Here is a 19,696-nt window from a genome sequence, read left to right on the forward strand (position 1 = left end):
ACAGGAGGAGGCTCCGGGCGCCACGGCCGAACCCATCTAACGTCGTGCTGCGCTTCCCAAGTGGCACAGAGTAATTCGATCTGCACTCGGTCTATAGTGACCGAATACATTCTGCAGTCCGCGCCATCCACACGACTCGTTTGTGCGTCAAATCCGAGAGGTCGATCATGCGTCGAATCGCACCGTATCCGAAGCTCGCCTCAGCGCTGTGCAGCAGTGCATTGCTCTTGTTCGTCGCAGCCTGTGGAGATAACACCGCAAGCAGTGAACCCGGACGGGGGGAGGGCAGCCCTGTGGCTGGTGGCTCCGCAACGATTCTGCAGCATGCCGAACCCCCGTCCCTGGACCCAGCGTCGATGTCCAATGTCTACGCGTTCCACGCAGCGTTGGGTAATGCACTGTATGGGACGTTGATGATCAACGACACCGAGACGTTCGAGATCGAATACAAGATGGCCACCGACTTCGCGTCCATCGACGGAGGAACCACGTACAACCTTGCGCTTCGGCCCGACCTGACGTTCACCGATGGCACCCCACTCGACGCCGCAGCGGTCAAATTCAACTGGGATCGACTACGCGATCCCTCTCTCGGCTCGACATCGACCAGGCAAGCAGTCCAGGTGGCCGACACAGAGGTCGTTGATGCTACGAATCTGAAGGTCACCCTGGTGGCTCCCAACCCGCATTTCGCGGAGTCGCTCGTGGCGGGCGCGTTGAACTGGATCGCGTCGCCGACCGCATTGGAGAAGGGGCGGCAAGCGTTCGATGAGAATCCTGTCGGTGCCGGACCGTTCACACTGGTCAGCTGGACGCGCCAAGATGCTATCGAGCTTCAGAAGAACCCGGACTACTGGGACGCGCCCAAGCCGTATCTCGAGAGCCTCACGATCAAGGGCGTCCACGACACCAACCAGCGTATGAACGCGATGATCACCGGCGCCGCCGATCTGTCGCTGGAGTCCACCATCGCCAACATCCGCCAGGCAGAAGCCGCGGGCCTCCAAACAGAAATCGTGCCCACCGGAGGAGGCCAGAACATCGGAATGAACTACCGCCGCGCACCCTTCGACGATGTACGAGCCCGCCGAGCTATCAGCTTGGCTCTGGACCTCGACGCGCTCAATACGATTGTCTACAACGGGGAAGGCGAAGTCCCGGAGACCCTCTTCCCAGAGGAGTCGCCCTTCTTCAGTGACATCCCTATCCAGGAGTCGGACCCCGAGGAAGCCCAGCGACTGTTCGACGAGCTGGCTGCGGAAGGCAAGCAGGTTCGTTTCACCTTCACCTCCTTCCCGACGACAGACGCCAAGGCCGTCGCTGAAGGAGTGCAGGCACAATTGAGGGCATACGACAATGTCGATGTGGATATTGCGATGCTCGACGCGGCAACAGCCACCACGCGGCTCGTAACCGGAGACTTCGACATGATCATCACGGCCGCGGTCGTCCAGGATCCCGACTTCGCGTTGTGGACAGCGCTGCACTCGCAGTCACCCGGCAACTTCAATGGCACCAACGACCCCGAGCTCGATGCAGCGCTCGACGCCGGCCGCGTGAGCGAGTCCTTCGAGGAGCGGAAGGATGCATACGACACCGTGCAGGAACGCCTGGTCGAGTCCGTCCCGGGTATCTGGTACGTCCGTGCAGTTCCTTCAGTCATGTATGGCACCGATGTGCATGGTGTCGAGTTGTACACGCTCGCCTCGCCTTTGCCTGAGGAACTTTGGATCGGTTGATCAGCATCATCGGTTGAATTTCACCGACACGCTCAATCGGTAGTGCGTGACGCGGGCCCAACGGAGGCAGTCCTTGACAGGGGAAACCCGGGCCCGCGTTGCGAGCAGGCTCCGCTCGAAATGTACGCCTACCTGATCGACGAGGGCATCTACCTATGCCCGGTGTCTAAGATGCATCGAATCCTGCGGGGAAGACACCTCTCGTTCAGCTGCGAGGACACTCCCAGCAACCACTCTCGAGCATGACCTGCCTCAGCTCACACCGAGCTTGTCTGTGATCTGGGTGTAGAGCTCCGCGCGGTCGCCGGCGAGGGCCTGCTTCACCCATGCGGTCGTCTCGTCCACGACCAACACGATCGCGCCTGAGGCCAGTCCGTCGAAGGTTCGACGGGGGACTTCGCGCGCGTCAATCATCGGACCCGTGTAGCCGTCCGTGGCCAGGTCGGTCGCGGCGACGCCGAAGAGGACACTCTGCACGTGGGTGCCCTGGGGCGCGAGTTCGAGCCGCACACCGTTGGTCATGTTCCAGGTAGCGGACTTCGCGGCGGCGTAGGCGCCGGTGCCGGCGGTGGCGAACCACGACAGCGCGAACAGGGCGTTCACGATATCTCCACGCCCGTCGGTCGCCAGGACGGGTGCGAACGCTCGAATCACCCCGAGAGTGCCCACTAGTGGGCGTCCATCTCTTTGCGTACGTCGCCCAGGTCACCTGCAATGAGCGAGGCGCCGGTAGAGATTCCCGCGTTGTTGACCAGGAAGATCACATCGCTGGCGGTCTGGGCGACCGCGTTGATCGATTCCTGGTCCAAGAGGTCCGGACAGAACGGCACGACCCTGCTGTCGTCGAAGTCGACAGTCTCGGGCGACGAGCCGGAGCGTAGATCTTGCTCGCGCCACGTTCGAGCAGCTCGAGAACGAACTGGCGACCGATGCCGCGGTCGCCGGTGACGAGGGCGGTCTGGTTGGCGATGTGCATAGCCCGTGCTTTCGTGTGTTTTCAGGTCAGCGCTATAGCGAGGCTCGTTTAATCAGGGTGTTGATGTACTCGGCGGTGGGGCGGCCGGAACGTCCGGAGAGAAGTTCTATGTCGCTGCCGGTCGTGTGGCACTTGCCGGTGGCGATCGCGCCCTGAAAGTAGTCGACCACGTCCTGTGCGTGGTCCATTCCGCCTGCGGTGAGTGCTGCGACGACCTCCGGTTCGGGTGCGGTCCGGTGGACGATATTCCGACCACAGGCCAGGCTGAGCAGGGCCGCGAGGTCGTCGTAGGTGTACGGCTCGGGGCTGACGAGGTTGTAGGTCGCGCCGATGTGTCCCTCCGAGGTGACGGCTGCGGCGATCGCTGCTGCCTGGTCGGCCCGCGGCGCCCAGTTCATCGTGTGGTTCTGGGTGGCAGACAGCAGTTCTCCGGAGTCCGCCGCGACCGCCAGTTCTGGACCGAGCTCGTCAAAATACACAGAATTGCGCAGGAACGTGAACGGTATACCCGCTGCCCGGATCGAGTGCTCGATGGCAAGGTCGACGTCTTCCAGGCCGAAGGGGCGCTCCTCGGGATCGGACAGGCTCACCCACGCCAACTGAGTCAACTCCGCCCTGTGAGCGGCCATGACCGCGCCGTGAAGTTGGTGTAGACGAACGGCGTTGTCCAGCGACGGCGGGGAGATCAGGACGAGCTTGTCGATCCCGTCGATGGCCTTGGCGAAGCCTTCCTGATCGTCGTAGCTGGCCACCCGTGGCGACATGCCCTGAGTGGCGAACCGCTCACCCTTCTCGGCCGAACGGACCAAGGGGATGACGCCGCTCGGCGCGATGCCCGAGGAGATGAGGTTGTCGATGACGAGGCCGCCGAGGTTTCCGGTGGCGCCGGTGACTGCGATCTTGGGCACGGAGTGTCCTTCCTGAAGGCGCAAGCGCGTTATCGTAGGGCCCTACGTTTAAGTAGATAGCATAACCGTAGGACCCTACGTTTAAGGAGGGCGTATGCCTACAGCCGCTCGCGCTCCGCGGGCCGACGCTCAGCGCAACAGGGCCAAGCTGCTCGCCGCGGCTGCACCCCTCGCGGGTACCGGGGGAGGGGAACTCTCCCTCGAACAGGTCGCCCGGGACGCCGGGGTGAGCATCGCAACCTTGTACCGCCACTTCCCGACCCGAGAGTCACTGCTGCTGGCCATTTCTCATCAGGACGCGATCGACCACAGCGCACGCGCCAGCGACTTGCTGGCCACCGCGCCGCCGGTCGAAGCGCTGCGGCAGTGGCTGAGCGAGATGGGCCGGTACGGTCTCACTCGCCCAGGAATGGGACGCGCGTTCCGGGTGTCCGCCACCGAGCCTGTGAGTGATGAGGTCTATCGCACGACCGCCGATGCCCTCGCCAGCCTTCTTGCCGCCGGACACGGAGAGGGAGCGATCAGAGCAGACCTCAGTGCAGATGACATCTTGCTCGCACTGTGCGGGCTGTGGGACCTCGAAGACTCACCCGAAGCCAGAGCGCAGTGCGACCGACTCACAGGCCTCCTGTACGACGGCCTGCGGAGGTCTTCGTAGGGGTGCTCACCACTGCCGAAAGGCGTCCGGGACCCGACACCGTCACGTCCCGATCACACACGACGGACCTTCGTGTGGCCGTCGCCGGATACGCGGAGGTTCGTCGACTTCGATGGTTTCGAACAAGCTCGTTCGTGCGTGAGGTTGTTCAAACAGGGGTCATGATTCGGTGACGACTCCGGCTCGGGCGAGTCACGGTGATGCACCCTCGATGTCGATACTACGGACTGGTGCCATTGTGATGACTGTTCTGGGCGGTGCGGACGGATGTTCGGATGCCGTTCGGCGGCTCCTTGCTGGGCGGTGGTTCACGGTCGTCCCTGCGCAGTCGGCGTGGCCGGTCGATAAAGTAGGGCTCAGGCGAGGTAGTTGTACCGGAAAGTAGTTTCGCAGGTAGATACACACTGACCGTGATCCCATTGTTTCTTTCCGAATCGAACGTCGGACGCAGTCGAACGGCGATGCCGTGTCGTTCGGCCAGTCGGCCTACGACGAACAATCCCATGCGATGAGTCGCGACGCTGGTGGTCTCGCCGTCTGCGGTCAGACGCTCGTTCAGCTCGTTGAGGTCATGGGCGGGAATGCCTATACCCTGGTCGGTTATTTCGAGGAGCATCCCGCCATCGACCGCGCCGGAGAACGCGAACCTGACCGTGGTGTTCGGTGGTGAGGCGCGCAGGGCGTTGTCGATAAGCTCCGCGACGAGGTGGGCAACATCGGCGACAGCGCTGCCAACGAGGTTTCCTGCCGGCATCGCCCCTATGTGCACCCGCTCGTAGCTCTCCACCTGGGATACGGCCCCGCGTAGCACGTCGCCGAGCGGTGTGTCGGGCATACGGCCGTGACGCTTCCAGGTTCCGGCGAGCACGAGCAGGGAGTCGCCGGTGCGGCGCATCCGGGCAGCCAGGTGATCAAGTGCGAACAGGCTTTGTAGGCGGGCGGGATCCTTTTCCTCGAACTCGAGCGATTCGATCAGCGAAAGCTGCTGCTCGACGAGGGTTTTGTTGCGCCGCGCGAGGGTTTCGAGCATCTCGTTGACCTGCCGCCGTAGGTGCGCCTGTTCACCGGCGAGGCGTAGAGCTTCGAACTTCATCATGTCCACGGCGCGAGCGACCTGGCCAACCTCTTCGACGGGGTTCGCCCGGACCGGCGGAAGCACCACCGAGTCGATGTCACCACCCTCACGGATGCGGATGATCGCCTCGGGCAGTTCGTGTTCGGCGGCGCGCAGTGTGTCGTCGCGCAGCCGTCGCAGTGGCCGGACGAGCGAGACCGACATGGCGACCGCGAGGGCAACCGCGAGTCCGAGGATGGTGACGACTGCTATGCCGTCGCGCCACGATTCCGCGCGGGCCTGGGATGCGAGGTCATCGAGGGTAGTGGTGATATTTCGTGCTGACGCGTCGACGAATTCCCGGTACCGGACCAGCGCGGTGAACAGGGAGTCGCGTAGAGCTCCGACGTCTGCGGCTGCGTCATCGAGATTGGCCGTCAGAGCGGATCGGTTCTGGACGTCGGCGATGAGCGCGTCCACGGGTGCACGATCGGGAAGCGTATCAGCGAGCACGCGCAGCTCGGCGAGTTCGGTACCCATCGCAGTGGACCACATGAGCAACGCAGACGTGGGGTCGTCTCGCAAAGCAGCGAACGCGATGGCCTGATCGAGCAACACCCACTGGATTGTCCAACTATCGAGGAGGGTGGCGCCTTCGGACAGCACCGTGGGGTTCGCCGTAAGGTTGATGATAATGCGGTAGACGTTGGTCGTGCGGGCGACGAACTCCTTGACGAGTTCACCGGCGGCAAGGGAGCCCATTTGCCCTGTCTGGGCGCTGGCCAGCAGTTTCCTGCCCTCTTCGAGAACCCTCGCCAGGGCTGCCGCAACCTGAGGTTCGAGATCGCTGTTCTGCAGCAACTCGACGATCGCAATGTCGGCTTGCGTGGCGGTCTCCACGCCTGGCTCCGGTGGGAGCGACAGGACCGTCGCAGCAACAGCGCCCGCGACGCTTGTGCTGAACTCGGTGAGCGCTGGGAGGACGGCCATCTGCTCGGACTGAACGGCGTAGTGTCGGGACTCCTCGACCAGTTGGTTGACCCGGGACGCACCGAACAGGGTTGCCGCGATCACCGGCAGGCAGAGCAGCACGGCGACCTTCCGCCGTAGGCGCCAGTGCTGCGGCGAAAAGGCCCGGAACAGTCGGGCTGCTCGGCTCATGGCAGGATCGATTCCTTTCGAGCTTTGGGTGCTGCCGGATTTGGAAAACGGCGATATGCACGAAAACGTCGATGCCGAAACTGATTTAGAGATTGTCAGAGAGTCAGGTTAGGAACGGCCGCAGGCACCGAACAAGGGGGCTGCCGCATTCGAATAACACCTATGTGCATACCCGTATGTATCGAAGCGGCAGAATCCCAGGTGGATATCACATCGACGTCGCTGACGAAGGACCACGCTCGAACGGGGGCTGTCCCTAATGGGTTGAGGTCGTGGAGTCTTAGCCCCCTTACTTAGCGCGGCCGTCCGCCCCTTAGCCCGTGATATTCCCTGTAAACCATAGGGTTTCATCAATCGTTCCGCGGTGTACCGCCCACCGAGGCCCCCGGGTGATCGCCGATGGTGGCCATGATCGCTACGTCGGAGCAAGAAATGGTTCGCTCGCCGCATAGCCACCGAACTCGCCGCCGCGGGGGATCAGGTGTCGGTTTCGACCGTCGGCCGATGGCAGGCGTGGTTGGGCATCAACCGACGGCGCTTCCTCGACCTGAAGGGCGCCGAGAACGGCCCGGCCCCGAACGCCATCGTCGCGCGGTAACCCGGCCACGTGGTGCACGTCGGCATCAAGAAGGCCGGCCACATCGCTGGTGATGGCGCTGACGCATCCACGGTCGGGGCAGTGAACACGCCATGACCGTCGTTCGTGGTAAGAAACGATGTACCCGCACCGGCTACGTCTTCCCTACACCGAAGCTATTCCGAACGAGAAGGTGGTTATGGCAGTGGGTTTCATCAACCATACCGAGTGTTCTTCGCCACTCACTGCATCGTCAGGCTCACCCGCGTGATTGCCGACAATAGTTCCTGCTACTGCTCGGCAGTGCTCGACCGGACACCGGCCTGAATGCGGCACCAGTTCATACGCCCCTACAACCCGTGGCGCAACAGCAGGTGCGCGCTACAACCGGATCCTTGCCGAGGGGTTTCTCTACACCCGCGAATGGGCCTCAGAGCAACACCCCTCCGAGGCCCTCGCGGTCTGGAACGCCCACTACAACTACCCTCGACCTCACACTACCGCCGGAAACCGGCTACTAGCACGTGCCGATTCCACCCCGACGTCATGAGCTCATACAACTAGCGGGTCGCTATTTCAGCATGCTTCCCGCGTCGACGGTAAGTGGGAGTCCTGTGACGTAGCGCGATTCGTTGGATGCCAGGAAAAGAACCGCGTTGCTGATGTCCTCGGGTTCGACCCACCCGATAGGCAGTACGTGCATTGTCTGCGCAGCTACCTTGAGATCTTCTGGTCCGGGATTCTCGAGGTCAGGACGGAACATCTTCATCGTCGCCTCATGCATGAACATCGGCGAGTTCACATTCGTAGGATGTACGGAATTGACCCGGACGAAGTGCTGGCCCAATTCCACGGCGAACGAACGCATCAGCCCGACCACGCCGTGTTTGGCGGCGATGTAGGGACCCATATGTGCGTGCGACTTCAATCCTCCGACCGAGCTCGTCAATATGATCGATCCGCCCTGTTCTCCCGAAAGAATGTGTGGTACTCCGGCTTTGACCGATTTCCACACCCCTGAGAGGTTGATGTCGATCATTTCCTGCCAATCGGATTCCGCGGTCCGATCCAGAGTCTCACCGCCGTTGCCGATCCCCGCGTTCGCCACGATGATATCGAGCCGACCCAACTGTTCGACACCGGCGTCCACTTCAGCCCTCAACGCATCGTAGTCACGCACGTCCACTTCCGCCGTGACGATACGCCGGCCGAGAGCTTTGACGAGATTCGCCGTCTCAGCAAGATCGTCGGGCCGAGCAGGGGCAATCGAAGTATCAGGTCTGATCGGTTTGCAGATATCTACTGCGATGATGTCTGCACCCTCTTGCGCGAGCTTCACGGCGTGACTGCGCCCCTGGCCTCGCGCAGCCCCCGTAATGAAAGCGACTTTTCCCTCTACCCGTCCTGTCATGATTACACCTCACTTGTCGCACATTCGGCACCGGCCGGAATGTGACACACCTTTGAGGTCACTCGTGGCACGAGTGACCAAATGGCACTGTTGTTCGAGCCATTTCTGTAAGCGTCGCAGAAATCCCGCGTACGTCGATCGGTCACGTGCAGCGCTCGACCGGTCATGCGACCGGCGTGAACTCGATATGAAGTTCTGTAAGGCCTCGCAGAAGGAAAGATGATTCGTAGGTGTATCGGCGATTGCCGGCCGGACCGTGATGGGACTCACTGATCGAGAAACTCTGCGTCCTGTCCAGGAGTCGATTCATGGTCACGTTTGCCTCGACGCGGGCAAGCGGTGCGCCTGCGCATGTGTGCAGACCTCGACCGAACGCCACGTGATCGTGGAGGTTCTTGCGTCCCAGCTGGAATTCGTTCGGGTCATCGAACTTACGCGGATCGCGATTGGCTGCCCCGAGACACAACATCACGATAGTCCCGGCCGGGATGTCGACATCGCCGATAGTGGTGGTTTTGCGCGCCAGCCGAAAATCGACCTTGGTCGGGCTGTCCATTCTCAGAGATTCCTCCAAGAACGGCCGGATCAGGCTCCGGTCCTCGCGAAGCCGCTGCTCGAACTCGGGTCGATCGCCCAATGTCCGCAGCCCTGCGCTGAGGAGTTTCGTGACCGTCTCCTGACCGGCAGCGAACAGGAACGTAGCAGGCCGGACCACTTCCTTCACCGAGGGAATCGATCCGTCGGGATAGGTGGCCGTAGCCAGACCAGTGAGAATGTCATCTCGGGGCTCACTTCGACGGTCGGAGATGTAGCCGCTGAACATGTCGTCCAGGTATTCGAGAGGGTTGGTGGCCACCGGCGTGTGGTCGAGGGACCCGACATTGGGACGCGATTGGCCAGCGAGTCGATCGCGGAACTCTGCCCGATCCTGCTCGGGCACACCGAGCAGGTCAGTTATCACAAGTGTGGCAAATGGTTTGGCGTACTCTCCGAGAAACTCGCAGTGACCGTTATCTATGAATTCGTCGAGTTGGCGATCAGCCAACTTCCACATGTACTCCTCGTTCTCCTGCAGGCGTTTCGGAGTAAGCATCCGTCCCAGAAGCGAGCGTGCACGCGTGTGATCGGGCGGATCCATTGTCACCATGTGCTCGAAGATCGGGAACAGGTGCCGATGCGCTTCGATCTGTTCGGTGATGTCGTCACCTGCGGGCTCGAACGGCAACGGAGGAAACGGTCCTCCGATCGCATTGACGGCAGAGAGCGCTTCGGAATTTCTGAAGGCTTCCGTCACCTCCCGGTGCCCGGTGACGACGACCACGCCGTAGTGTGGCTCCCGAAACACCGGATTATGACTTCTGAGCTGGTCGAAGTACTCGAATGGACTCTGAGAGAGTGCCTCGTCACTGAAATAGTCGAGTGACGTGAGATCGGTCATGGGCTGCGGACCTTTCGAAAGGGGGCGGGTGTTTCATACCGACGACCATTCGGCAGTACATCTATTGGTGTGGTGTCGATCGGTTGCTGTCGAGGAAACGGAACTTGCTGTTCAGGACTGCTCGGTGCCGAAGCTGATTGCCTGCCGTGGGCATGCGTCGACGGCGGCGCGGACCTTGGGTAGTAATGCTTCCGACGGGTGCTCGTCGCACGTTGCGATGTCGTCGTCATCGGACAGGGTGAAGATCTCGGGTGCGATCTCGGTACATAGTGCGTGTGCTTCGCACATGTGGGGATCCACAGACACCGTCAAAGGTGATGTCACCATTGGTCCTACTTTCACTTGTGGAGGCTGCGGGCTCATCGCATGGCAATGCGAATGTTCTTGACCTGAAGGAATTCGTGGAGCCCTTCGAGTCCGCCGGTGCGACCGAATCCGCTCTGCTTGTATCCACCGTAGGGGCCCTGGGGAGAGATGTCGCTGAAGTGGTTGACCCATACGGAACCAGCCTCGAGTTGGCGTGCGACACGGTGGGTCCGACCGAGATCGGTCGTGTGCACGAAGGCGTTCAAGCCGTACGACGTGTCGTTGGCTATGCGCACGGCGTCGGCCTCAGTCTCGAACCTGATCACGGAGACAACCGGACCGAACGTCTCGGTACGGGCGAGACGCGAAGCATTGTCAACCGCTGCGAAGACCGTGGGTTCGACGTAGTACCCCTGTGCAAGTCGATCGCCGATTCTGTCGCTACCGACTCTGTTTCCTCCGAGAATGAGTTCACCGGCACGCTCGGACACAGCACGGTCGATCTCGCCGAGAATACGATCCGCGGCAGATTCACTGATCACCGGACCGAACGACACCGCTGGATCGAATGGATCACCGATGTTCGCTGCACCGACAGTCGCGACGAACTTCTCGACGAAGGCGTCGTACACCGAGGACTGAACAAGAATACGGCTGGCACACGCGCAACTCTGACCGGATTGCATGAGAGGACCCTGGTGCGCCGATATCGCCGTCGCGAGGTCGAGATCTGCATCGTCGAAGACGATGTCGGCCGACTTCCCGCCGAGCTCTGCGACGACCGGAGTCAAGTTCGTTGCCGCTTCTCGGAGGACTTCCCGAGCAGTGGCGGTGCCACCCGTGAAATGGATCTTCCGGATCCCCGGATGACGCACCAGAGCGGCTCCGCCGTCCGGACCTGACGGCACCACGTTGACCAGCCCAGCGGGCAGGCCGACTTCCGAGCACAACTCACCGAAACGGATGGCGGCAAACGGTGCCAATTCGGATGGCTTCAGCACCACTGCATTACCAGCGGCCAACGCCGGCGCGACACACGCTGCTGCGACTACCAGCGAGCCGTTCCAGGGCGCTATGACTCCCACAACACCGTACGGTTCGCGCTCGATCAGATTGATATCGAATGAACCCGACACGGGCGTACTTGCGCCGTGAGGCTTGTCGACATAGCCAGCGAAGTGGCGCAGGAATTCCTCGAGCAGCGGTGCGGTGGCGGCGTAGGAGACCGGGACCGCGTAGTCGTGGGTGTTGAGCTGCGCAAACTGCGATAGATTCTCCCGCACCGCATCTGCAACGTCGAACAACAACTCACGACGTCGTGCCGGAGGAAACGACATCCACTCACGATGCGCCTCCCACCCCGCCGTCACCGCCTGATCGATCTCCGTGGCGCCGGCCAGGGGGATTGTCGCGTTGACCTGACCGGTTGCGGGATAAATATGGCCGTGCGTCCCCCCGGAAGACTGCGTGAGCAGATCGCCGCCGATGAGCAGGCCTCGAGGTAGAGAGATATCAACAGCCGGGTCGTTTTCGCCGGTCGTCGCCGTGTCGGTGGTCGTAACCATGATGCTCCTCGGCATTCCGTCAGATTTTCGTACTCAGCGAACGCAGAATCCGGCGTCGAGTGCCCACTGGGTTCCCGTGATGAACTTCGCCTCGTCCGACACCAGGAAGGCGACTGCACCCGCGATGTCGTCGGGTTCGAGCATCGGCAATGGCAGTGCGTTTTCCATGCCCGAGATCGAATTGCTTCCGCCGGCGGCCGCCTGCTCCATCATGGCTTGCATCGCTTCGTTGATCGTCATCCCGCTGGCGACGCCCGTCGGATGAATCGTGTTGACCCGAATCCATTCCGGAGCAAGATAGTTCGCCCAGGATTGCATGAGAGCTACCAGACCTCGCTTGGCTGCCGCATATGCTGTGCCACTTGCGAACAGAGATCCGGTAGCCTTGATACCCGCGGTTGAGCTGGTGATCACGATCGAACCACCACGTTCTGCTTCTCTCATCGCGGGAAGCGCAGCCCGAACAGTGTGGAACACCCCGGTGAGGTTGGTATCGATAACGTCGTTCCAATCGGCAAGGAAATCGTCCGATTCCTCCCCGAGCCGGATGATCCCGGCATTGGCGATGATGATGTCGACACGACCGAGCTGTTCGTACCCCTCCTGGAACGCCGACTGGACCTCGTCGAACTTTCTCACATCGGCCTTTCGACCGACCATGCGCCGACCTTCCTTTTCGACCAATCGAACGGTCTCGTCTAGGTCTTCTCGGGTGGCATTCGGATACGTCAATGATGCGATGTCTTCGCAGATGTCGATTCCGATGACGTCGACACCCTCACGCGCGAGCCGCACGGCGTGCGCTCGACCCTGGCCACGCGCAGCGCCGGTGATGAACGCGACCCGACCTTCAAGTCCTCTGGACACGTGATGTCTCCCTTCAATTGGTTTCTGTTCGGCTTCGACCGATGTCGATCGGCCGTTGGAGTGGACAGATCAGTCAGGGACTTGCGCCCAAGCTGCTTCCGCAGCGTCATGGAGTGCTTCCCCTTTGGCGAAACCGTAGTACGCCGCAAACTGCAGAACGATCTCGTCCATCTCTTCCTTGGCGATGTCCCCCGAATGCAAAGCGGCACTGACGTGGGTCTGCAACGGTTTGGGAGAGTCGTTCAATGCAACGGACGCGACGGTGATGATCCGGCGTTCTTCATGCGTCAGTCCCGGGCGCTGCCACACGTGTCCGAATACGAACCCCAGGATTCCGGCATGGCGGAACGGTGATGTCGGACTGGGTGCTTGAGTGAGGTTGACGTCGATGAATTCCTGTATTCCCCGCTCGAGTCGGTCCTCCCAGTCGGAAGGACCGAGGACACCGTTGTCCTGGTTCGGCCACGGATCTGGGTCTACGCCTCGTTCCTGGTGAATACGAGCCCACTGCCGGGCGACGACCCCTTCGAGGTGGGAGGCCTTCGGCCAACCGCAGTACACCGCAAAGTGCAGGACGAACTCGAGCATGGCCTCGAGGTCGATGTCGCCGCTGGCGAGTGCGGCATACACATGCTCGTCGATGGGCCCCGGCGCGTCTGCCGCGGCAACACACGTGAGAGTGACCCACCGCCGATTCCTTCGACTCAGTCCAGGGCGCTGCCATACATCACCGAACAGAAAATCCAACGAGGCCTGCTCGAACGGTGTGCCCGGCCGCTCGGGCTCGCTCCACATCACCTCGCCTGAAATCCGCTCGGCACGTGCATTACTCAACGCTTCTCTCATGTCAAGAGGTCCTGTCCTGGTTGTCGGGTGAGAGCCGCGAGGAGGGTGCCTCGACTCTGTAGTTTCCGATCTCGCGTCGATCCCCGGTGACGCGGGAACATGCGGCTCTGCGGTGATAGTCGCGAAGCAATCAAGTTGCTGATCGATCGACCAGGATGCGAGATCGAGAATAGATTTACATGAGATGCAGAACACAGTCAAGACTTGATGGATTGTCGAGCTGAGGGCCAAGAGAGCTGGACTTCAGGTTATTTTGCTACTTGGGCCCAAGTGAGCTCCGGAGCTGTTTTTGAACTCAAGCGTGCTCAGTCGAACCCCGAGTTGAGCTGATCGATCGATCAGGCCTCTCTTCCGGAACGTCGCGAGTCCCGGTATTCTTCGGTCATCGAAGGAATCGGCGAGCTTCGGAGAGGAAGGAGGGTGGCGAATCCCGTCCCGTCGACCCGAGACGTCATGTGGATGTCAAGGAGTCCTGTGCGCTACGGCGCGTCTCGATATCCGAACGTCCATTGTGACGCTGATGGCGTGTGCAGCAGACCGATGCTCGTCGGCCACTATCCGCTGCTCCCGCCCAGATCTTCCCGTCGGTACCGGTTCCCTGGGCGCAAGCCGGTCGACGGCCGGGTCGCGTTGGCCGGCATCATGTTCGTTCTGCGGACCAATGTCGCCTGGCGTGCCGTCCCGGCAGGGAAGATCGGGTGTAGCAGCGTGACCTGTTGGCGCAGGCTGCGGGAGTGGACCGAGGCCGGGGTGTGGCCGCGGCTGCACGAGATACTGCTCGCGGAGCTTCGCTCCGCCGGGTTGCTCAAGATGGACGACGTCGCCGTCGACGGCTCGCACGTGCGGGCCCTCAGAGGGGGGCTCACGCTGGGCCCTCGCCGGTCGATCGAGCCCGTACCGGCAGCAAGCACCACGTGATCGTCGACGGCACGGCACCCCGTTGGCGGTGTCGTTGACCGGCGGAAACCACCACGATGTCGCCCAGCTGATGCCTTTGATCGAAGCGGTACCACCGATCCGCAGTTGCCTCGGTCGACCGCAGAATCGGCGCCGCCGGTTGTTCGCGACCGCGGCTACGACGACGACAAGTACCGAAATATGCTTCGCGCCAGGGGCGCCACGCCGAAGATCTCATGCAGCGGGGACGCGCACGGATCCGGCCTCGGCAAGGTGCGCTGGGTCGTCGAACGAACCTTCGCCTCCCTGCACCAATTCAAGCGCCTACGAACCCGTTCCGAGGTACGAGCGGACCTGCATCAAGGCATGCTCGAACTCGCGTGCAGCATCATCTGTTTGAGGAGGCTGCGGACGTCATTCTGCAACGATCAGTAAGCGGTGGCGTTCTGCTCCGCTGATGGATCATTGGAAGACAAATCGGGCGGTACAGTGCCGGACGTTGCAGTGAGGGAATCGAACCGGTCGATGTAGCGTTCCATGAAACGGAACGCCTCGTCGTGGCCGAGATCGACCCCGATGGCCTTCTCGTCGACCATGACGCGCGCAAGTGCGCTCCGGAACATCGACATCACTACTGGTGGGAACTCGGTGAGGTCGACTCCGTTTGCGCGCAGGGCGACGGTGAGCGCCGTCGTTTCGATATCGCGGACTCGTTCGATGTATGCCTTGAGCTCGGCCTGGATAACCTTTCGATGGTTGGCAAGAGCCATGAATTCGGTGTTCAGTCCGGTGATGTGTGCCTCCGAACTAATGCGCCACAAGGCACGCAATGGATCTGGTTCCGCCAGTGCCTGACGTTGACGCTCCAAGTAAACCTCTGTGCCGGAGCGTAATACGGCCAAGAAGAGGTCGTCCATCGTGGGGAAATAGTAATAGACCAAGGCCTGTTTCACCCCTGCCTTGGAGGCCACACGGCGTGATGTTGCCGCAGCATATCCTTCTTCCAGCATGATTGCGGCGGTTGCCTGCATGAGCCGATGGCGGGCGTTCGTCTCATTGCCACCGACCTTTCGCGATGTACTCATCCGCCCTCCATTCACGACGTGGGTGCGGATGCCACCGTCCCCGGAGCGACGGGAACCGTCGCTCTGCTACGGGCACCTCACGCTGATCAACCAACCACTGCAGTCGCCTCTACTGTATCGGCCCTCTCGATGGAACGAGGTGCGGGGCCCGTCAACGGGCACACCGGTCATCTTGACGGCCTCGTCCTCGACACCCTCACCGCATGGGTGATGCCATCTCATTGGTGTGCTTGCCTGAGAACGTGGGAACGGTTCGCTACCCGGGCATGCCGCTCCGGGTGCCCGCCTATGACCATCCCGCGGGGTTCGGTCGTGCTACCGAGGGGGTCAACAAATCATGTTCTGGTCTCCCCGCTGTCGTCGGAAAGCGCCTTCGTGCGAGTGAGATCCACGGGCTGTCATGGCCGCTCGCGATAGTGCTGACTCAGCTGGCGTGGTGAGCCTCTCCGACCCCGAGGAGCGTCCCTTCGGGCTGGAAGACGTCGACCTTGTTCTCGAGCACTCGCTCCGGTCGGCGGGGCCGACCAAGCAGCAGTGATCGACGCCGCCGCTATCTCAGAAGACCACATCGGCGCTACCTACGACCTGGTCAACCCTGAGGCTTACACTTCTATGACGACGTCGCGGCCTACTCCGAGAGGCGTGCGCCACCTGTGCGTTCCCGGGGGTGAGATACCGCACGAAATTTGCCAGCAGGCCGACCTGGAAACGTCACTCAGTGTCAGCGACGGGACGCGCCAAATGTCGGATGTATCCGGGCAGGATTCGGTTGTTGAGTTGGGGGATGCCGAAGGCATATGAGGGCGGAGTGATACATCCGATGCAGTATATGTAGTAGTTAGGTTGACACAATCTAGCTTATCGGCATCTTGGTGCCATCCAGAACTACTGCAGCCCAATAGGATTGAGTGATAATAGAGCCGTTTTGTGGCTTGGCTCGACGTCGAGGCGCGACGTGGGTGCGCCTGATTGCGAAGGATCGACATACGGACTTTTGGCGATCTCGTCAACCTGGATCGCCAGCCCGCCGACCTTGGCTGCATCTCTTGGCAGACGAAATGCCGCCCGTCGTGCTCGAGTCCGACCGGCCGTCACGTGCAGTATGGCCACCCTTGTGGGCCACGCGTCCAGATTCTCAGATTGCATTCGATTTACCCGCTGGCAGCGGCAGAACGAACTTGCGATGGACGCTGCTGGTCGAGCCCACCAGCGTCCGAGGGCCATCAGTTCCGCCACATGTGTCAATGCATCGGCACCTTGATCAACGCCAAGCTGGGCTACAAGTATGGACAACAGACCGTCAGATCAAGAATCGAGCCATGCCCGGCATTCACGAGACGCCCTGTGGGGGCAACTCTTCATGGAACGCCGATAAGCTCATGAACCAATGTCGCACGGCTGGCGCCCTCGCTGCCAGCCGGCGTCTCGGATAGGGGGCGCCGCAACTCCGGATAGGGGGAATTGCCCGCGGCGGGCGCGGTGGGCAGCCCTCCTTTCTGCTATCCAGACCCCCTGACGCACTGTGCCTCAACGTATTCGTGAGGCGGGGCGCATTCGACCGCAGGCGTTGTGAGTCTGGAGTTCACGAGTTGGCTGGCTCGTTGGAAGGTGACGCCGAGGATCGCGTCGATATCGCGGACGGGGACGCCATGTTCGGCCAGGTCGTGGGCGAGCGCCTTGGCTTCAGCAAGGGCGCGGGCCTCGAGGCGGGCAGCCTCGGCGCGGTCGGTGCGGATTCTGTCGGCGCGCTCACCGGCGGGGACGCCCTCGACATCAAGGTGCATGGTCACGGTGTTGTCCTCGATGCGAGTGCCGGTGGTGACTGCGATGTACTCGCGAGCCATCTGTTCGGCTTCGCTGATACGGCGAGCCTGGGTGAGTCCGTCCAGTGCAGGGATTGAGACCATCCACCACTTGCCGTCGCGGGTCACCTCGACTTTGTAGTTCGTCATCTGTTCTTGTCCTCGAGCTCTGGTGAGGGGTTGGGTGAGGGGGATCCCCGGGGTCACGGCTGGTGCTTGCCAGTACAGTCCATCCTTCTAGACTGTTTTTAGTCTAGCGTCATAGGCGAAAGTTGGTGCGCGTGTACACCTCAGCGCATCGAGATACCGAGTTCGGCGCCCGTCGCGCATCACGCGGCACGTCGGCACTCGCAGCGGCCGACGATCTCGTATTCGTCGTCCTCGACCCACCCGTTCACACACTTGCCGCAAGAACTCGTTCGAGGCCGTGAGCGGCGGACCGGCAAGGACTTCCACAGGCGGATCCAGCCGTGGACGTGCATCGTCGGGTTCTCGGGCCGGTGCGCGCGGGTGGCCGCCGCGACGAGCGTTTCGATGCCGTGCAGCTCGATCATCGCGGTGAGCTCGCGCCTCTGCTCGGGTTTGATGCGCGCGTACGACGCGAGCAGTCCCGCAGCGAGAGTTGCCGATTCGAGCGTGGTGAAGAGTGCGCAGGATTCGTCGACGACCGCGCGAGTCTTCCTGGCGAGAAAGTCTGCCGCTGACAACAACGACGTGGAGGTTGCTGCGTCGTCTCCGGTCGATTCGATTGTCCGCGCGGCGTCGTTGTCGGTTTCGGTCCTTGGTGATCCGTCCTTTGTCAGAGCGCCCGGTTCGCCGTCGGTCGCTTTACCGGAATCCGATTTCCTGGGCTTCGGAACGGGAGGCGGAGGCATGACGGTCTGGGGTCTTCGTAGACGGTCTGGATGGTGGACCAGCGGCCACGCTCGTCCTGGATCTTCTCGCGGACGAGATAGCCGTGTTCGGCGAGTTCGCGCATCGCGGTGCGGATCGCTTCGCGGCCTTCGCGTGGAGACTGCCGGGCGATGGCGTCGGAGCGAATACTCCAGTCGTGGGGCTTGGAAAGAAGCCAGATCAGCACTGCGCGTGCACGGAAACTGAGGCGCTCATCGTTGATGAGGGCGTTGGAGAGGATGGTGAAGTTGTCGGCCAGACGTGGCCCACGACGGATACCACCCGTGCTGGGAACATGGGTATGCTCGGTCACTGTTCGACTCCCTTTTAGTCGGACAGTGACCGTCGCGAGGGCCTAATCTCGCGGCGGGCCTTTTCATTTGTGGTCGAAACTCTGGCACATGCGGTTCGGGTTTGTCCACGCCTCTGACGAGCGCCGCACTGTCGATCTCGTTGTGCGGTGGCGCCCGCCCACGAGCAGGCGTGCCACGTTGTCGGGGGTCCTCAAATCTTCCTGTGGGTGTGGTGACAGGTCCCGATCGCAGGGGTGCCATGCCCGCGTGGCCCACTGGATGTGGCACAGTGCGGCCCAACCGGAATCCGACCGCTCCTTGGAAGGTGGACGTGTATGAGTGGTGTGCGACGGACAGTGCTCGCGGCGACAGTGGCAGCGACAGCCACGCTCGGACTTTCGACAGGGCAGGCAGCTGCAGCACCTTCGGTGGACACGATCGTCAACGGAATTCTGTCGGTCACACCGCTCTGTCAGGGCACGATCGACGAGTTGATCATCGCTTGCACCGAGTTGGAGGAGCTGACTCCGCGTTTTCCGGTGATGCTCGATCTGAATCCGATCGGTACGCATCTCGTCGTTCTCGGAGCGGGCCTGACCGAGGACGGCAGGATTCAGCCCGTGCTCGAGCAGCGGCTGGAAGCGGCCCTCCGCGCGGCGGAGCGCTATCCGACAGCGCCTATCGTCGTCACCGGGGGAGTGCCGCGTGACGGCACCACCGAGGCAGGCGCCATGAAGGAGTGGCTGGTATCGCGGGGTATTCCGCCCGAGCGGATCATCGAGGAATCCGAGTCGTCCTCCACCGTGGAGAACGCGCGATTCACCAACAATGTCCTGCTCGAGCGCCGCGCAACGGGCGCTGTGCTGGTGACCAACAAGGATCATCTCGAGCGCGCGATGATCAATTTCCGTCAGGCCGTCGATGCCAGGATTCCGGTGGCAGGGATCGTCGCGGCCTGAGTGCGGGGATCAGGCAGGAGCGATCTCCAGGTCGTCGTCGTCGACGAACACGAGACGCCCGTTGTCGAGCGCGACCGCCCACCGTCGGATCGGGGCCCAGTCGCGTCCGAGGTCGTCGCCCACGGTCTGCTGCGAGGTTCCGTAATCCTCCACGATCTTCCCGGGCGTCGATCTCGTCTCGGCGACGCCGGCTCTTACGATCACGGCAGCACCCACCGACAACTGATGGGAGGAGTTCGACGCTGGACCGGCCATATTCG

18 protein-coding genes and 1 pseudogene are annotated in these 19,696 nt (G+C 61.9%); 4 read left to right on the plus strand and 15 right to left on the minus strand.

Features of this window, described 5'->3' with window-relative positions; all coding sequences use genetic code 11:
• The first annotated feature begins 356 nt into the window (after positions 1–356).
• A complete protein-coding gene (locus tag ACTDXD_RS14730) occupies positions 357–1,739 on the plus strand; it encodes an ABC transporter substrate-binding protein (protein WP_440123072.1) in 1,383 nt (460 codons plus the stop codon).
• Between the two features lie 252 nt (positions 1,740–1,991).
• Here ACTDXD_RS14730 and ACTDXD_RS14735 read toward each other — a convergent pair whose 3' ends face one another.
• The 3 genes from ACTDXD_RS14735 to ACTDXD_RS14745 form a co-directional block, all read right to left on the minus strand.
• Complete coding sequence (locus ACTDXD_RS14735; RefSeq protein WP_440123073.1) at positions 1,992–2,408, minus strand: SDR family NAD(P)-dependent oxidoreductase; 417 nt, start codon at positions 2,406–2,408, stop codon at positions 1,992–1,994.
• Positions 2,408–2,548, minus strand: a complete 141-nt coding sequence (locus ACTDXD_RS14740; RefSeq protein WP_440123074.1) for a hypothetical protein — start codon at positions 2,546–2,548, stop codon at positions 2,408–2,410. The genes ACTDXD_RS14735 and ACTDXD_RS14740 overlap by 1 nt, the downstream gene beginning before the upstream one ends.
• A 199-nt stretch (positions 2,549–2,747) precedes the next feature.
• The gene (locus tag ACTDXD_RS14745; protein WP_440123075.1) at positions 2,748–3,623 is read right to left on the minus strand and encodes an NmrA family NAD(P)-binding protein; all 876 of its coding nucleotides are present in this window, start codon (positions 3,621–3,623) and stop codon (positions 2,748–2,750) included.
• Positions 3,624–3,717: 94 nt separating this feature from the next.
• Between ACTDXD_RS14745 and ACTDXD_RS14750 the strand changes: the two genes are divergently transcribed.
• The gene (locus tag ACTDXD_RS14750) at positions 3,718–4,281 is read left to right on the plus strand and encodes a TetR/AcrR family transcriptional regulator (protein WP_440123076.1); all 564 of its coding nucleotides are present in this window, start codon (positions 3,718–3,720) and stop codon (positions 4,279–4,281) included.
• A 220-nt stretch (positions 4,282–4,501) separates the two neighbouring features.
• Here the strand turns inward: ACTDXD_RS14750 and ACTDXD_RS14755 are convergent, their stop codons facing one another.
• The 7 genes from ACTDXD_RS14755 to ACTDXD_RS14785 all read right to left on the minus strand — a co-directional run bounded on the left by ACTDXD_RS14755 (position 4,502) and on the right by ACTDXD_RS14785 (position 13,506).
• The gene (locus tag ACTDXD_RS14755; protein ID WP_440123077.1) at positions 4,502–6,496 is read right to left on the minus strand and encodes a sensor histidine kinase; all 1,995 of its coding nucleotides are present in this window, start codon (positions 6,494–6,496) and stop codon (positions 4,502–4,504) included.
• A 1,148-nt stretch (positions 6,497–7,644) separates the two neighbouring features.
• Positions 7,645–8,484, minus strand: a complete 840-nt coding sequence (locus tag ACTDXD_RS14760; protein ID WP_440123078.1) for a mycofactocin-coupled SDR family oxidoreductase — start codon at positions 8,482–8,484, stop codon at positions 7,645–7,647.
• 163 nt (positions 8,485–8,647) lie between these two features.
• The gene (locus ACTDXD_RS14765) at positions 8,648–9,922 is read right to left on the minus strand and encodes a cytochrome P450 (protein WP_440123079.1); all 1,275 of its coding nucleotides are present in this window, start codon (positions 9,920–9,922) and stop codon (positions 8,648–8,650) included.
• 111 nt (positions 9,923–10,033) lie between these two features.
• Positions 10,034–10,234 carry a ferredoxin gene (locus ACTDXD_RS14770; protein WP_440127655.1) on the minus strand — a complete coding sequence of 67 codons (201 nt, stop codon included), beginning with the start codon at positions 10,232–10,234 and terminating at the stop codon, positions 10,034–10,036.
• Positions 10,235–10,281: 47 nt separating this feature from the next.
• Positions 10,282–11,793 (minus strand): aldehyde dehydrogenase family protein, encoded by a 1,512-nt coding sequence (locus tag ACTDXD_RS14775; protein WP_440123080.1) that lies wholly within the window; start codon positions 11,791–11,793, stop codon positions 10,282–10,284.
• 33 nt (positions 11,794–11,826) lie between these two features.
• A complete protein-coding gene (locus tag ACTDXD_RS14780; protein ID WP_440123081.1) occupies positions 11,827–12,660 on the minus strand; it encodes a mycofactocin-coupled SDR family oxidoreductase in 834 nt (277 codons plus the stop codon).
• 69 nt (positions 12,661–12,729) lie between these two features.
• Complete coding sequence (locus tag ACTDXD_RS14785) at positions 12,730–13,506, minus strand: carboxymuconolactone decarboxylase family protein (RefSeq protein ID WP_440123082.1); 777 nt, start codon at positions 13,504–13,506, stop codon at positions 12,730–12,732.
• Between the two features lie 540 nt (positions 13,507–14,046).
• On the opposite strand from ACTDXD_RS14785, the pseudogene ACTDXD_RS14790 reads away from it, so the two are divergent.
• Positions 14,047–14,838 (plus strand): annotated as a pseudogene (locus ACTDXD_RS14790) (IS5 family transposase).
• On the opposite strand, the gene ACTDXD_RS14795 reads toward ACTDXD_RS14790, so the two are convergent.
• The 4 genes from ACTDXD_RS14795 to ACTDXD_RS14810 all read right to left on the minus strand — a co-directional run bounded on the left by ACTDXD_RS14795 (position 14,832) and on the right by ACTDXD_RS14810 (position 18,497).
• Positions 14,832–15,488: a TetR/AcrR family transcriptional regulator gene (locus tag ACTDXD_RS14795; protein WP_440123083.1), complete on the minus strand. Its 657-nt coding sequence runs from the start codon at positions 15,486–15,488 to the stop codon at positions 14,832–14,834. The pseudogene ACTDXD_RS14790 and the gene ACTDXD_RS14795 overlap by 7 nt on opposite strands.
• A 1,499-nt stretch (positions 15,489–16,987) precedes the next feature.
• Positions 16,988–17,440 carry a HicB family toxin-antitoxin system gene (locus tag ACTDXD_RS14800; RefSeq protein ID WP_440123084.1) on the minus strand — a complete coding sequence of 151 codons (453 nt, stop codon included), beginning with the start codon at positions 17,438–17,440 and terminating at the stop codon, positions 16,988–16,990.
• A gap of 179 nt (positions 17,441–17,619) precedes the next feature.
• The gene (locus ACTDXD_RS14805; RefSeq protein WP_440123085.1) at positions 17,620–18,000 is read right to left on the minus strand and encodes a hypothetical protein; all 381 of its coding nucleotides are present in this window, start codon (positions 17,998–18,000) and stop codon (positions 17,620–17,622) included.
• A gap of 89 nt (positions 18,001–18,089) precedes the next feature.
• Positions 18,090–18,497, minus strand: a complete 408-nt coding sequence (locus ACTDXD_RS14810; protein ID WP_440123086.1) for a hypothetical protein — start codon at positions 18,495–18,497, stop codon at positions 18,090–18,092.
• A 315-nt stretch (positions 18,498–18,812) separates the two neighbouring features.
• Between ACTDXD_RS14810 and ACTDXD_RS14815 the strand changes: the two genes are divergently transcribed.
• Positions 18,813–19,436 carry a YdcF family protein gene (locus ACTDXD_RS14815; protein ID WP_440123087.1) on the plus strand — a complete coding sequence of 208 codons (624 nt, stop codon included), beginning with the start codon at positions 18,813–18,815 and terminating at the stop codon, positions 19,434–19,436.
• A 9-nt stretch (positions 19,437–19,445) separates the two neighbouring features.
• Here ACTDXD_RS14815 and ACTDXD_RS14820 read toward each other — a convergent pair whose 3' ends face one another.
• On the minus strand, positions 19,446–19,691 hold the full coding sequence (locus tag ACTDXD_RS14820) for a hypothetical protein (protein WP_440123088.1): 246 nt from the start codon (positions 19,689–19,691) through the stop codon (positions 19,446–19,448).
• Positions 19,692–19,696 lie beyond the last annotated feature (5 nt).

It is taken from the genome of Rhodococcus sp. SJ-3 (assembly GCF_051918125.1).
GTDB lineage: Bacteria > Actinomycetota > Actinomycetes > Mycobacteriales > Mycobacteriaceae > Rhodococcus.